Here is a 12,441-nt window from a genome sequence, read left to right as displayed (position 1 = left end):
ACCGAAAGGAAACGCCATGTCCAAGATCTTCGCTCCCGCCAAGACCCTTCGCGCCTTCGCCCTGGCCGCCGCCGTCGGATGGGCCGCCGGCAACATCTTCTCGCCGGCGCAGGCTGCAGCGGTTCACGTCGAACCGGCCCGCGCCGAGGCGCCGGCCTTCGCTTCGGACCGTCTGTCGGTCGAAGTGTTGGGCCAGGGGCCTGACGTCATCCTGATCCCGGGCTTCGCCTCGTCTCGGGACGTGTGGCGACCGCTGGCCGAGCGTCTGTCGGCCACACACCGGGTGCATCTGGTGCAACTGTCGGGCTTCGCCGGCGAGGCCTGGAGCCACGGCGACGGCGCCTTCGTCCAGCCGGCGGTCGATGAGCTGGCCCGCTACGCCAGGACGCTGAACAGGCCTGCGATCATCGGTCATTCCATGGGCGCCCTGACCGGGCTGCTGGTGGCGCAGCAGCATCCCGAGGTCGTCGGCAAGCTGATGAGCGTCGACAGCTTGCCCTTCTTCAGCGCCCTCTACGGCCCGACCGCCACGGCCGAGAGCGCCAGGCCCTTCGCCGAGCAAGCCGTCGCGGGCATTCTGAACGCCGACGTCGCCGGTTTCCGCGTCCAGCAGGAGCGCACCGCCGGGACCATGATGCGCAACGAGGCCGGGCGCGCCGCCATGGTCGAGTGGTCGATGACCTCCGACCGCCACGCCATGGCCTCCGCCATCCGCGACGTGATGACGACCGACGCCCGCCCGGGCCTGGCGGCCATGACCGTTCCGGTCTGGGCCCTCTATGCCGCCGACGCGAACGGCGGCGTGTCGAGCACCATTGCCGACGCCATGTGGAGCCACGAATACGCCGCCTTGCCGAGCGCCAGACTGGTCCGTGTGGATGACAGCCGCCACTTCATCATGACGGATCAGCCGGAGCGGTTGGGCGCGCTGGTGGATGAGTTCCTGGCGGACTGAGGTGCAGTGATCCTCCCCTGCTTAGCGGGGAGGATCAGGGGTGGGCTCTGGCTCTTACTTCGGGCGCAGGTCGTTGGTGACGTCGCCGGTCTTCAGCGGCTTGCCGCCGAACTCGGCGGCGTAGGCCGGGGCGAGCAGGTTCTGGAAGGCCGAGGCGGGCAGGGTGAGGTAGTAGGCGCCTTCGACGTAGGGGCCGACCGCATAGGCGTCGAGCAGGAAGGTCAGGCCGCCGGCCTTGCCTGCCGCATCGCCCGGGGCGAGAATCACGGCCACGTCCTTCAGCCTGGGGCAGGACCAGGTGTCGCCGCCGACCTTGACCGGGGTCGCGCCGGGGCGGGCCTTCTTGGCGGTGTTGACGGCGTCGCACAGGGCGCGTTCCAGCGACGACAGGTCGGCGCCCTTGGCGAAGAGGTCGGCGGAGGTGATGCGGCGCTTCTCGGTCTTGTCCCACAGCAGGGCCGTGGCGACGGTGTTCGGGTGGGCGCCGCCCGAGTAGTCGAAGTCGGTGCGCATGGCGCTGAACAGGCGGCCGGTCTGGACCGGATCGCCATAGACGATGGTCTTCTCATAGGGGCCCATGGCGCTTTCGCCGCCGGCCTCGGTGCGGTCGGCCTGGGCGCCCTCGGCGTATTTGGCCAGGTCGGCGACTTCCTGACGATAGAGAGCGGCGTAGAGCTCGGGCTGGGTCTTGATGGCCTCGGGCAGGGTCAGGCTGGTCTTGGCGTAGGGCGTAGCGCTCTCGTATTTCAGCGGGCCGTCGGCGGCGGCCGCGGCGGCGGCCTTGGGCGCCTCGGCCTCCTTCTTCTCGGCGCGCTGGCAGGCGGCGAGCGAGGCCGCGACGGCGACGGTGACGAGAAGAATGCGAGCGGAACGCGAGGGGATCATGCCGGACTCCTAGGGCGAGATCAGAAAGCTAGGCCGTTGAACGCAATCGCGGCCAGAAGGATCAATCCGGCCTCACGATTTGATTTGAATAGGCGCAGGCAGAGGACGCCGTCCTCGGGTTTCAGCGCCTTGACCTGCCAGGCCAGATGCAGGGCGTAGGCGGCCAGACCCCCGTAAAAGATCGGGCCGAGACCGGCGGCGAAACCGGCGCCGCCGGCCAGCAGGACGGCCAGGGCGTAGAAGACGGCCACACCCGGCTTGACCTGAGCGCCCAGCCGCCGGGCCGAGGACTTGATGCCGGCCATGGCGTCGTCCTCGATGTCTTGCAGCGCGTAGATGGTGTCGTAGCCGAGGGTCCAGAACAGGCCGCCCGCATAGAGCAGCAGGGCCGACAGGGCGACGTGGCCCATCTGGTTCAGACCCTCGGCCATCCAGTAGGCGTCGCCACTGGCGCGGACCTGCAGCACATAGAGCCAGCCGAGCGAGAACAGGCCGCCGGTCGCCGCAGCGAAGCCCAGCAGGGCGCCCCAGTTGAAGGTCAGGCCCAGCCAAGCCTGGGGCCACCAGGTGATGCGCTTCATGAAGGGATAGGCCGCGACCAGACCCAGCGACAGGGCGCCGAGCAGGACCGAGGTCAGGTTCATGGTCAGCAGGATGCACAGGCTGACCAGGCAGAGGCCCGCAACGAAGGCCCAGGCCTGTTTGACGCTGATCTGACCCGCCGGGATGGGGCGCAGGGCGGTGCGGGCCACCTGGGCGTCGAAGTCGCGGTCGACGATGTCGTTCACCGCGCAGCCGGCGCCCCGCATCAGGCAGGCCCCGATGGCGAAGCCGACGATCAGCCACAGCTCATAGCCGCCGAAGGGCCGGTCGTACTGGTTCAGCGCCAGCATGATGCCCTGCCAGCCGGGCAGCAGCAGCAGCCAGGTGCCGATGGGGCGGTCGAACCGGCCCAGCTTCAGCCACGGCTTCAGCCCCTCGGGGGCGTAGCGGTCCACCCAGTTCTGGCGGGCGGCGTCGGGAAGCGGGGCTGTGCTCATGAAAGGGGTCTTAGACCCTGAGGCGGTCGCGGGTGAAGGGGGCGCGTCCGATCGGCGTCATGCGAGGGGCATTGCGGAGCGCCGCCGTCGCGCGTTTAGTGGCGCTTCAAACTGGAGGGAGCCGCCGATGACTGACGCGCCGATCAAGGGCCCTGCGTCCTATTTCCCCTCCATCGAGAAGAAGTACGGACGGCCCATCGCCGAGTGGAAGGCCGAGGTCCGCGCCCGCTATCCGGCCAAGCACATGGAGCTGGTGACCCTGCTCAAGGACGAGCACGACATGGGCCACGGCCACGCCAACGCCATCGTGGCGCACACCCTGGCGGAAGACGGGCTGAAGTAGGCGCTCAGGCGCGCTGATCCGGCCCCAGGGCCTCGATGATCAGACAGGTTGAGATCGTGCCCTTGCGGCATTGCGACAGCAGGGCCGACAGCTCGCGACGCAGGGCCTCCAGATCGGCGATCTTGCGTTCGACCTCGGCCAGATGGGCCCCGGCCAGGGCATCCACCTCGGCGCAGGACTGATCGCGGCGATCCGACAGGGCCAGCAGGTCGCGCACCTGCTCGATGGAGAAGCCCAGGTCGCGGGCGCGGCGGATGAAGGAGAGGCGGTTCAGCTCCGCCTCGCCATAGGCGCGGTAATTGCCCTCGGTGCGGGCGGGTGCGGCCAGCAGGCCGATGCGCTCGTAATAGCGGATGGTCTCGACCTTGGTGTCGGTCCGCCGTCCCAGTTCGCCGATGCTCAGCGTCACGCCCGCCTCCGGTGTTGTCAGTGTCCGCCGCCGAAGCGGATGCGCACTCCGCCGTTGACCGTGAAGCCGTCGGTCGGACCCCAGGCCTCGGTCGTCCAGCGGCCGTCGTTGGCGCGCTGCGGCAGCAGCAGGGGATGATGCTTGGTCACACGCTCATCCAACAGGTTCTCGGCGTTGAGGAACAGGCTGTAGCGGCCGAGGATGATCTCACCCAGCAGGCCGACCTCCAGGTAGGAGGGGCTCTCGCTGCGCCAGGGATTGTCCTCCAGCGCCTGCTTGCCGGTGTAGTAGATTTCCAGCCCCAGACGGCCCTTGTCGTGCTCCTCCCACATGGCGACGAAGCCGGCGGTGTGGCGCGGGGTGACGGGCGTGTCGCGGCGCGACAGGCCGTCATTCTCGGGCTCCGTGGCATCGACGAAGACATAGCTGCCGGTCAGGGTGAAGGGCGCGTGGCGATAGCGCAGCAGCGCCTCCAGCCCGCGCGTGCGGGTCACGCCGTCGACATTGATCAGGCGGATGCGGTCGGGCCCGTCGTCCACCGCGCGCACGGCGTCGTCCAGGTCGGAGCCGAACAGGGTCAGGTTGGCCTCGATCGGTCCCTGGCGATAGCCGACGTCCAGCGAGGCGGTGCGGGCGACCTCCTCCTTCAGGCCATCCAGCGGTTCCAGGCGCGACAGGCCTGTCGCCTCGGTCACGTCAACGAAGGGCGTCGGGGCGAAGAAGCCCTGACCGGCCGAGGCGCGCACGGTCCAGCGGCCGGGACGATAGAGGACGGACAGACGCGGGCTGAACTGGCCGCCGTATTCGCTGTGGTGGTCGAAGCGGGCGCTGCCCGCCAGGGTCAAGTCTGGGCTGAGCTCATGCTCGACCTGAGCGAAGACGCCAGGGACCGTGTGTGTGTAGTCGAAGTCGGAGAAGGTCTTGCTGTCGTAGCCATCGACCTGGACCGCCGCCCCGACCAGCCAAGTCGTGGTTCCGACCTCGGACCCATAGGCCGCTTCCAGGAAGCCGGTGTCGTGCCGGTCCTTCTCGAAGACGTCGCCGAACTGATGATCGTGCGCCTGGGTCATGGCCGAGGCGCGCAGGTGAAGCGTGCCGGGGCCGGCTGGCAGGCTGGCGACCAAGCCCGCGTCGAAGCGGTCGGTGTCCTGTGCCTGGACGAAGGGGCGGCCGTCGGGCGCGGTGCGGCCCGGCTCGGTCCCGCCGCTGCGGGTCTCGGTCATGGCGCCGAGGGTGACGAAGGCTTCACCGCCGTTCTCGCCCTGCCAGAACAGGCGCGGGCGCAGGGACCAACGCTCATAGGCGGCGATGTCGCTCCAGCCGTCGCCGTCCAGGTCCTGACGGCTCTGACGGTGATAGCCGCCGACCAACGACTGACCCCAGGCGCCCTTGAAGGGCGCCGAGGCATAGGCCGTCAGGTCCTGCCCGTCGCGGCTGGTGATGTTGGCCAGGATTTCCGTCTCGGCCTCGTCGCCCGGACGGCGCGAAACCAGGTTGATGACCCCGCCGAGCGCCGAGGGGCCATAAAGGGCCGAGGCCGCGCCCTTGATCACCTCGACCTGGCCGAGGTCGGTCGGCGGAATCTGAAGGACGCCGAGCGAGGACGCCTGACCGCCGTAGAGAGGCAGTCCGTCGGCCAGAAGCTGGGTGTAGCGCCCGCTCATCCCCTGCATGCGGATGTTGGCGGCGCCCAGGGCCGGCGAGGTCGTCTGCACCCGCACCCCGCCGGTCTCATTGACCAGCATGGCGATGTTGCCGGGCGTCATCAGCAGCTTTTCCTCGATCTCCTCTCGCCCGATGACCTCGACGCGGATCGGCTCGTCCTGAATGCGGCGGCCCGAGCGGGTGGCCTGGACGATCACGTCCTCGACCTCGGTCGCCTCGTCATGATGGTGGTCGTCGTGGGTCTCCTGCGCCGAGGCTGGAGCAGCGGCGGCTGACAGCAGAGCGGCGACCGCCGCAAGGATCAGATGGCGGCCACGAAGTGAAACGATGGAAGAGGACACGCTGGCTCCGAAGCGATCAGGAAGCAGGAAGGGAATTAGGATCAGGCGACTGGCTTGTGCCGGGATTCGACCTTCAACGGACGGGACGACGGCGTCGCACGTGCGCTCTTCAGTTCGGCGCGGGCGTGGCGGATCACCTGCCAGCCGCCTTGCAGGGCCAGTCCCGCCATGACGGCGGCGACCAGCAGATCCGGCCAGCGCGTGCCGGTGCCGAACACGCCCCACGCCGCGAGCGCCCCTCAGGAGGCCGGTCGGTTTCGCACAGGGTGTCGCCGCAGCAGTTCGCCATGAGGGCGTCATGCACCCTGTAGTGGCTACAGGGTCAAGCCGGGCAGCACAGCTTTCGGGCGCATGAACGCCCTTTCGGTGTTAGGACATTCGTCAGCGAAGGTTGTCGGCGACCTGGAGGCGCATTTCATGACCTCGATCCGATCCGCGGCGCGTCCGCCCGTCATCCTCTATCTGACCTGGGTCATCCTGATCGGGGCGGCGGTGGGCGGGTTCCTGACCGGGGCGTTCAGCATCACCTTTGTCGCGGCGGGGACGCTGTTGCTGTCGCTGGTGCCGATCTGGGTGGGTGAGAAGGTGGGGGTGACCCTGCCGACGGCCTTTGTCAGCGCCATCGCCGCCTTCCTGTGCGCCACTCTTCTGCTGGGCGAGGTCGGGGACTTCTATGAGCGGTACTGGTGGTGGGACGTGGTGCTGCACGGCGGCTCGGCGGTGGCCTTCGGTCTGGTCGGGTCGCTGCTGATGCTGATGCTGGTCAAGGGGAACCGGCTGACGGCGGCGCCCTTCACCGTGGCCTTCTTCGCCTTCTGCTTCGCGGTCATGATCGGCGCGGTGTGGGAGATCTGGGAGTTCACCCTCGATCAGCTGTTCGGCCTGAACACCCAGAAATCCGGTCTGGTCGACACCATGTGGGACCTGATCGTCGACACCGGCGGCGCCATCATCGGCGCGGGCGCGGGCTGGGCCTATCTGAAGGGGCGACAGAACGGGCCTCTGACCAAGGCCATCCGCGCCTTTGTCGACAAGAACCGCCGCCTGTTCGGCGACGACTGACCCTTCAGGCCGGGCCGGGGTGTCGCCCGGCGCGCTGCGGCAGGACGAGGATCAGGACGATGATCACCGCCGCCAGCACGGCGGAGGCCAGCGGGCGGCTGAAGGCGAGGCCGCCGTGGTCCAGCGGCTTGTCCAGAAAATCACCGACGGTGGCGCCTAACGGCCGGGTCAGGATGAAGGCGGCCCAGAACAGCAGGACCCGGTTCATCTTCGTCCAGAAGTACAAACCCGCGACCACGGCCAGCAAGGCGCCGAAGACCAGGGCCGCGCCGACATAGCCCAGACCGCCGGTGTCGGCGGTCCAGTCGCCGAGCGCCGTGCCCAGCGTCTGGGAGAAGGTGATGGTCAACCAGTAGAAGGCTTCGGCGCCCGGTGTGCTGATCGCATCGGACGAGATGGAGCCGGTGGTCCAGCGCCAGACCGCCAGCGAGGCGAGCACGCAGGCCAGCAGCAGCAGTGAGCCGCCGGTATAGCCTATGCCCAGCGAGCGGGTGGCGAAGTCGGCCAGGGCCGTGCCCGCCGTGGTCGAGGCCACGATGGTCGCCCAGTAGAGGAAGGGATGAAAGCGCCTGGCCGCGATCTGACGCCAGACCAGCAGGACCAGCACGGTCATGAAGATGCCGGTCCCCTTCAGATAGCCCAGGTTCATCGTCATGGTGACGGTGTCGCCGGCGGTCTCGCCCAGAGTGGTGGCCAGGATCTTGATGGTCCAGAAGCCGAGGGTGACGGCGGGGACCTTGCTCAGGGTATCGCGCTCTTGCTCGGTCATGACCGGCCCTTTCACGCGAGGAGGGGGCTACTTGGCCAGTCGCCCCTTGGCCTTGTCGGCGGGGAAGACGATGTCACGGTCGGGCTTGCCGGCCTCCAGGCCCGGGCAGTTCAACTGGTGCAGGACGTGGCGAATGATGTTCAGCCGCGCCTTCTTCTTGTTGTCGGTGGCCACGACGGTCCAGGGCGCATAGTCGAAATGGGTGCGTTCCAGCATCTGGTCGCGGGCGGTGGAATAGTCGCTCCAGCGTTTCTGGGCCTCGGCGTCCAGCGGTGAGACCTTGAAGCGCTTCAGCGGGTGGGTGGTGCGTTCCTCCAGCCGCCGGTCCTGCTCCTCGCGACTGATGTCCAGCCACAGCTTGATCAGGGTGGTGCCCGACTGGGTCAGCATCCGCTCGAAATGCGGGGCGTCGTGCAGGAAGCGTTCGTGCTGGGCCGGGGTGCAGAAGCCCATGACGGCCTCGACGCCCGCGCGATTGTACCAGGAGCGGTTGAAGAAGACGGTTTCACCGGCGGCGGGCAGGTGGCTGGCGTAGCGCTGGAAATACCACTGGGTCAGTTCGCGGTCGTTCGGCTTGGGCAGGGCAACGACGCGGGTCTGGCGAGGAGCCATGAACTCGGTCATGCGCTTGATCGCCCCGTCCTTGCCGGCGGCGTCGCGCCCCTCGAAGACGATCACCACCTTCAGCCCCTGTTCGATGGCCCAGGCCTGCGTCTCGACCAGTTGGATTTGAAGGGCGGTCAGGGTGTCTTCGTAGTCGTTCTTGGCCATCGGAGGGGTCCTTTGCCGTCATGAACGCGAGAAGCTTGCGGCCATTTCCCTCAGTGCGCCAGTCGGAAGCGTGAATTGGAACTGTGTTCGACGTTTACCAAGCGCTTGCGTGCAGCCGTTCGCTTTACAGTTGACGGACTGTGGATAGTCGGGTGACAAAGTCGGGCAGTCCGGATTTCACGTGGGGTCCAAACCCGCGTCTCGCTCCTTCGCCTGAACGAGCTTGTCCAGATGGACTGACGGATTCTCCTGCGTGGAGATCCGCCTGGCAAAGCGCGTTTACGGAGACGCTAAGATGGCGACCGGCACGGTTAAGTGGTTCAACCCCACCAAGGGCTATGGCTTCATTCAGCCCGACGGCGGCGGCTCGGACGTTTTCGTCCACGTCACGGCCGTTCAGAAGGCTGGCCTGCAGGGCCTCGATGAAAACGCCAAGGTCGAGTACTCGCTGGAAGATCAGCGCGGCAAGACCTCGGCTGTGGACCTCAAGGTTCTCTAAGGCCGACGAACCCGTTTCGGGTTGAAAGGCGCGGACCCCTCGGGTTCCGCGCCTTTCTTTTTGCCTGGAAGAGAAGGGCGCTATGGGCGGGTCGCGGGCCCCCGCGACTTGAGCGCATTTGGGCGCCTAACGGGCGGCCGCCCTGCTTGAGCGCCGCCTTCCTCGCTGTGCGGGGCGCTAGAACCCCAAGTCCGCTTTCAAGGCCTCGGGCGTCAGGCCGTCCGCACGCAGTTCGGCCAGGGTGACCGACTGGTCGCGCTTGGCGTAGCGGCGGCCATCGGGGCCGGTCAGCAGGCGGTGGTGACGGTAGGTCGGCGCGGGCCAGCCCATCAGGGTCTGGATCAGCCGCTGAATGTGGGTGGCCTCGAACAGGTCCAGGCCGCGGATGACGTGGGTGACGCCTTGCACGGCGTCGTCGTGGGTGACGGCCAGGTGATAGGCGGTCCCGGCGTCCTTGCGGGCCAGCACCACGTCGCCCGCGGTCTCTGGCCGGGCGCGGACCAGTCCGGTTTCGCCGTTGGGGCCTTCACCTTCCTCGACAAACGAAAGCGCGCTCCAGGCGTCTTCGCCCAAGGCTTCGCGCGCGCGGTCCAGCGACAGCCGCCAGGCATAGGGACGGCCCTCTGCCAGCAGGCGGGCTTCGTCCTCCGGCGTGTGCGGGCCGGGGCGGACAGCCTCGGCTGGCCCGTGCGGGGCGTCGCCGATGGCGTCGAGGATCTCCTTGCGGGTGCGGAAGCAGCGGTAGAGCAGGCCGCGCGCCTTCAGCGCCTCGATGACGGCGTCGTAGTCGGCCAGATGATCGGACTGGCGCCGCACTGGCGTCTCCCAGTCCAGCCCCAGCCAGGCCAGGTCCTCATAGATGGCCGCCTCGAACTCCGGCTTGCAGCGGGTCGGGTCGATGTCCTCGATGCGCAGGACGAAGCGTCCGCCCGCCTCGCGCGCGGCGGTCCAGGCGGTCAGGGCTGAGAAGGCGTGCCCCTTGTGCAGGCGGCCGGTGGGCGAGGGGGCGAAGCGGGTGGCGAACATCCGTACAGCCTAGCGGTTTCCGGCCGTGGTCAGAATGGGGGATGGGCGGCCTCTTTCCCGATGGCCGTGCCCCGGCCTAGCATGAGGCATGGCCAGTGCTCCCTCCGCATCCTCCATCGCCGCCGCCCGTGAGGCCCTGGCCGCCGCCGATCCGGCGCTGGCGCGGGCGCACGCCTCGACCCCCGTGTTCGAATGGCGGCTGCGGCCCGGCGGATACGAGGGCCTGTTCCGCATGATCGTCGAGCAGCAGGTCTCGGTCGCCGCCGCCGCCTCGATCTGGAAGCGGACGGTGGAGGGGCTGGGCGGAACGGTGACGCCGGACGCCGTGCTGGCGCTGGACGCCGAGACCCTGCGCAGCTTCGGCCTGTCGGGGCAGAAGGCGAAGTATGGTCATGAGATCGCCCGCGCCCAGACCGAGGGCCGCATCGACTTCGACCACCTGGAGCGGCTGGACGACGCTGAGGCCATCGCGGCCCTGGTGGCCATCAAGGGCGTTGGCAAGTGGACGGCCGAGACCTTCCTGATGTTCTGCGAGGGGCGGCTGGACGTCTTTCCCGGCGGCGATGTGGCGCTGCAGGAGGCGATGCGCTGGGCCGACGCCGCGGAGGACCGTCCCAATGAGAAGCAGGCCTATGTCCGCGCCGAAATCTGGCGGCCGCATCGCGGGGTGGCGGCGCATCTGCTCTGGGGATGGTATGGAGGGGTCAAGCGTGGCGATATCGCGCTGGAGGACCTGAAGACTTGAATCCGCTGACCAACGCCGATCTGACCCGGCCCGAGACCGTCCTGCCGCTGCTGGACTTTGCGGGGGTGGCTGTCTTTGCCGCGACGGGGGCCCTGGCCGCCGCGCGCGAGAAGCATGATCTGGTGACCTTCGCCTTCTTTGGCGCCATCACCGGGGTCGGGGGCGGGACGCTGCGCGATCTGCTGATTGGGGCGCCGGTCTTCTGGGTGCAGGACTGGCGCTACATTGCAGTCTGTCTGCTGACGGCGGCGGCCTTCTGGGTGCTGGGCGCGCGGACCTGGCGTTTCCGGGCCCTGCTGTGGCTGGATGCGGTCGGCCTGGCGGCCTACGGCGTCATGGGAGCGGCCAAGGCGGGCTCCTATGGCGTGGCGCCGCTGATCTGCATCGTCATGGGGGTGCTGACCGCCTGCTTCGGCGGGGTGGTGCGCGACGTCCTGGCGGGGCAGCCGTCGATCCTGCTGCGGCGCGAGCTGAACATCACGGCAGCCTTGCTGTCGGGCGGTCTGTTCGTGGTGCTGAAGGCCCTGTCCGCGCCGACCTGGCCGGCGGTGGCCGTGGCGGTGGCGGCGGGCTTCGCCCTGCGCGCCGGGGCCCTGCTGTGGGGATGGAGCCTGCCGGCCTTCCCCAGCGCACCGACCCGAAACTGAGGACTGACCCATGACCGACGTTCCCGCCGCCTATCGTGAGGCGCCGCGCTGGCCTTTTGGCGATAGCCCTGAGTTGGCCGACGAACTGCTGGCCCTGGTGCTGGCGGGCGGCAAGCGGGCGACCTGTTCGGCTCTGGCGGCGTGCGAGGCCGACATCATGCCGACGGTGGGCGAGATCAGCGTCATCCTGGACGGCGCCGGGACCCCGCGCTGCGCCATCCGTACGACGGAGGTCGAGATCATGCCTTTCGAGCAGGTCAGCGAAGACTTCGCCCGCGCCGAGGGGGAGGGCGACCTGACCTATGAATGGTGGCGCGACGCGCACGAGGCCTATTACCGCCGCGAAGGCACATGGGCGCCGGGCATGAAGGTGGTCTGCGAGCGGTTTGAACTGGTCGAGGTCTTCTGAGGCGGCGTCACGAAAACGCTGCATACCGGTCATGGCGATGAGGGAGAATCGGGCGTAGGCTGAAGTTGTCAGACTAGGCCAAGATTAGGGAAGGAGACGTGTCCTCACTCCTGTCGCCTCGGTATCCCCCCGTATGAGCGGGAGGGCCTGATGCAGGTCCTGACCCGCCCCCCGTCCGGCTTTCCGGCCCTGGTGCTGAACGCCGATTTCCGTCCTCTGTCCTATTACCCCCTGTCGATTTGGCCCTGGGAAGAAGTGGTCAAGGCCGTCTGGCAGGAGCGCGTCGACGTGGTCGCCACCTATGACAAGGTGGTGCGCAGCCCGTCGATAGAGATGCAACTGCCCAGCGTCATCTCGCTGAAGTCCTATGTCGATCAGGACCGCAAGCCGGCCTTCACCCGTTTCAACGTCTTCCTGCGCGACGGCTTCGCCTGCCAGTATTGCGGCGAGAGCGGCCTGGCCCAGGACCTGACCTTCGACCACGTCGTCCCCCGCTCGCGCGGCGGGCGCACCACCTGGCAGAACATCGTCGCCGCCTGCGGCCCCTGCAACCTGAGGAAGGGCGGGCGTACGCCCCAGCAGGCCGGAATGCCCCTGCTGCGCCGCACCGCCCATCAGCCCAACTCGTGGGAACTGCAGGAAGCAGGCCGCCGCTTCCCGCCCCACTATCTGCACCAGAGCTGGCTGGACTACCTCTACTGGGACATCGAGCTGGAACCCTGAGCCCGGTCTGGCGGGGCGCTTACGCGACGAAGGCGGCGTACCGACAAGATTTGGCCAAATTTGTTGCCGGTGTATTTACTGTAAACTAACGTAAAATCATACACTTAGTTACGTTCTTAGCGTGGCCATATCCGGTCGTGCGGGCTAGTTGC

The 12,441-nt window shown here is 68.1% G+C and carries 16 protein-coding genes; 8 read left to right on the top strand and 8 right to left on the bottom strand.

Going from position 1 to position 12,441, the window contains the following annotated elements:
• Positions 1–16: 16 nt before the first annotated feature.
• Complete coding sequence (locus ACIQTU_RS12785; protein ID WP_400547627.1) at positions 17–955, top strand: alpha/beta fold hydrolase; 939 nt, start codon at positions 17–19, stop codon at positions 953–955.
• 54 nt (positions 956–1,009) lie between these two features.
• Here ACIQTU_RS12785 and ACIQTU_RS12780 read toward each other — a convergent pair whose 3' ends face one another.
• Positions 1,010–1,840, bottom strand: coding sequence for a DUF3298 domain-containing protein (locus tag ACIQTU_RS12780; RefSeq protein ID WP_400547624.1), 831 nt, complete (start codon positions 1,838–1,840; stop codon positions 1,010–1,012).
• Positions 1,841–1,860: 20 nt separating this feature from the next.
• Positions 1,861–2,880 (bottom strand): UbiA family prenyltransferase, encoded by a 1,020-nt coding sequence (locus tag ACIQTU_RS12775; RefSeq protein WP_400547621.1) that lies wholly within the window; start codon positions 2,878–2,880, stop codon positions 1,861–1,863.
• A 127-nt stretch (positions 2,881–3,007) separates the two neighbouring features.
• Between ACIQTU_RS12775 and ACIQTU_RS12770 the strand changes: the two genes are divergently transcribed.
• Positions 3,008–3,223, top strand: a complete 216-nt coding sequence (locus ACIQTU_RS12770; RefSeq protein ID WP_400547618.1) for a DUF4287 domain-containing protein — start codon at positions 3,008–3,010, stop codon at positions 3,221–3,223.
• 4 nt (positions 3,224–3,227) lie between these two features.
• Here the strand turns inward: ACIQTU_RS12770 and ACIQTU_RS12765 are convergent, their stop codons facing one another.
• Genes ACIQTU_RS12765 through ACIQTU_RS12755 form a run of 3 tightly spaced genes read right to left on the bottom strand, consistent with a single transcriptional unit; the run spans position 3,228 to position 5,856 of the window.
• Positions 3,228–3,632, bottom strand: a complete 405-nt coding sequence (locus ACIQTU_RS12765; protein WP_400547615.1) for a helix-turn-helix domain-containing protein — start codon at positions 3,630–3,632, stop codon at positions 3,228–3,230.
• Between the two features lie 17 nt (positions 3,633–3,649).
• Positions 3,650–5,638 (bottom strand): TonB-dependent receptor plug domain-containing protein, encoded by a 1,989-nt coding sequence (locus ACIQTU_RS12760; RefSeq protein ID WP_400547612.1) that lies wholly within the window; start codon positions 5,636–5,638, stop codon positions 3,650–3,652.
• A 41-nt stretch (positions 5,639–5,679) separates the two neighbouring features.
• Positions 5,680–5,856, bottom strand: a complete 177-nt coding sequence (locus ACIQTU_RS12755) for a hypothetical protein (protein WP_400547609.1) — start codon at positions 5,854–5,856, stop codon at positions 5,680–5,682.
• Positions 5,857–6,055: 199 nt separating this feature from the next.
• On the opposite strand from ACIQTU_RS12755, the gene ACIQTU_RS12750 reads away from it, so the two are divergent.
• Complete coding sequence (locus tag ACIQTU_RS12750) at positions 6,056–6,700, top strand: hypothetical protein (RefSeq protein ID WP_400547606.1); 645 nt, start codon at positions 6,056–6,058, stop codon at positions 6,698–6,700.
• A gap of 4 nt (positions 6,701–6,704) precedes the next feature.
• Here the strand turns inward: ACIQTU_RS12750 and ACIQTU_RS12745 are convergent, their stop codons facing one another.
• On the bottom strand, positions 6,705–7,469 hold the full coding sequence (locus ACIQTU_RS12745) for a hypothetical protein (RefSeq protein WP_400547603.1): 765 nt from the start codon (positions 7,467–7,469) through the stop codon (positions 6,705–6,707).
• Positions 7,470–7,496: 27 nt separating this feature from the next.
• Positions 7,497–8,240, bottom strand: a complete 744-nt coding sequence (gene ppk2, locus ACIQTU_RS12740) for a polyphosphate kinase 2 (RefSeq protein WP_400547600.1) — start codon at positions 8,238–8,240, stop codon at positions 7,497–7,499.
• Positions 8,241–8,535: 295 nt separating this feature from the next.
• Here ppk2 and ACIQTU_RS12735 point away from each other — a divergent pair, with 295 nt between their 5' ends.
• Positions 8,536–8,739: a cold-shock protein gene (locus ACIQTU_RS12735; protein WP_114817908.1), complete on the top strand. Its 204-nt coding sequence runs from the start codon at positions 8,536–8,538 to the stop codon at positions 8,737–8,739.
• Positions 8,740–8,916: 177 nt separating this feature from the next.
• Here the strand turns inward: ACIQTU_RS12735 and gluQRS are convergent, their stop codons facing one another.
• Positions 8,917–9,765 carry a tRNA glutamyl-Q(34) synthetase GluQRS gene (gene gluQRS, locus ACIQTU_RS12730; protein ID WP_400547597.1) on the bottom strand — a complete coding sequence of 283 codons (849 nt, stop codon included), beginning with the start codon at positions 9,763–9,765 and terminating at the stop codon, positions 8,917–8,919.
• Positions 9,766–9,853: 88 nt separating this feature from the next.
• Here gluQRS and ACIQTU_RS12725 point away from each other — a divergent pair, with 88 nt between their 5' ends.
• The 4 genes from ACIQTU_RS12725 to ACIQTU_RS12710 all read left to right on the top strand — a co-directional run bounded on the left by ACIQTU_RS12725 (position 9,854) and on the right by ACIQTU_RS12710 (position 12,289).
• Positions 9,854–10,510, top strand: a complete 657-nt coding sequence (locus ACIQTU_RS12725; protein WP_400547595.1) for a DNA-3-methyladenine glycosylase family protein — start codon at positions 9,854–9,856, stop codon at positions 10,508–10,510.
• Positions 10,507–11,157: a trimeric intracellular cation channel family protein gene (locus tag ACIQTU_RS12720; RefSeq protein ID WP_400547592.1), complete on the top strand. Its 651-nt coding sequence runs from the start codon at positions 10,507–10,509 to the stop codon at positions 11,155–11,157. Before ACIQTU_RS12725 ends, ACIQTU_RS12720 begins: the two co-directional genes overlap by 4 nt.
• A 10-nt stretch (positions 11,158–11,167) precedes the next feature.
• Positions 11,168–11,566 (top strand): ASCH domain-containing protein, encoded by a 399-nt coding sequence (locus tag ACIQTU_RS12715; protein WP_400547589.1) that lies wholly within the window; start codon positions 11,168–11,170, stop codon positions 11,564–11,566.
• Positions 11,567–11,713: 147 nt separating this feature from the next.
• On the top strand, positions 11,714–12,289 hold the full coding sequence (locus ACIQTU_RS12710) for an HNH endonuclease (RefSeq protein ID WP_400548985.1): 576 nt from the start codon (positions 11,714–11,716) through the stop codon (positions 12,287–12,289).
• Positions 12,290–12,441 lie beyond the last annotated feature (152 nt).

The sequence above is a fragment of the Brevundimonas sp. NPDC090276 genome (assembly GCF_044772165.1).
Classification (GTDB): domain Bacteria; phylum Pseudomonadota; class Alphaproteobacteria; order Caulobacterales; family Caulobacteraceae; genus Brevundimonas.
This window is presented reverse-complemented; position numbering and strand designations above follow the sequence as displayed.

Bases quoted from the DNA above. Each gene is read 5' to 3' on its own strand.
- ACIQTU_RS12785 (WP_400547627.1), top strand. From the start codon at position 17: ATGTCCAAGATCTTCGCTCCCGCCAAGACCCTTCGCGCCTTCGCCCTG.
- ACIQTU_RS12780 (WP_400547624.1), bottom strand. From the start codon at position 1,840: ATGATCCCCTCGCGTTCCGCTCGCATTCTTCTCGTCACCGTCGCCGTC.
- ACIQTU_RS12775 (WP_400547621.1), bottom strand. From the start codon at position 2,880: ATGAGCACAGCCCCGCTTCCCGACGCCGCCCGCCAGAACTGGGTGGAC.
- ACIQTU_RS12770 (WP_400547618.1), top strand. From the start codon at position 3,008: ATGACTGACGCGCCGATCAAGGGCCCTGCGTCCTATTTCCCCTCCATC.
- ACIQTU_RS12750 (WP_400547606.1), top strand. From the start codon at position 6,056: ATGACCTCGATCCGATCCGCGGCGCGTCCGCCCGTCATCCTCTATCTG.
- ACIQTU_RS12745 (WP_400547603.1), bottom strand. From the start codon at position 7,469: ATGACCGAGCAAGAGCGCGATACCCTGAGCAAGGTCCCCGCCGTCACC.
- ppk2 (WP_400547600.1), bottom strand. From the start codon at position 8,240: ATGGCCAAGAACGACTACGAAGACACCCTGACCGCCCTTCAAATCCAA.
- ACIQTU_RS12735 (WP_114817908.1), top strand. From the start codon at position 8,536: ATGGCGACCGGCACGGTTAAGTGGTTCAACCCCACCAAGGGCTATGGC.
- gluQRS (WP_400547597.1), bottom strand. From the start codon at position 9,765: ATGTTCGCCACCCGCTTCGCCCCCTCGCCCACCGGCCGCCTGCACAAG.
- ACIQTU_RS12725 (WP_400547595.1), top strand. From the start codon at position 9,854: ATGGCCAGTGCTCCCTCCGCATCCTCCATCGCCGCCGCCCGTGAGGCC.
- ACIQTU_RS12715 (WP_400547589.1), top strand. From the start codon at position 11,168: ATGACCGACGTTCCCGCCGCCTATCGTGAGGCGCCGCGCTGGCCTTTT.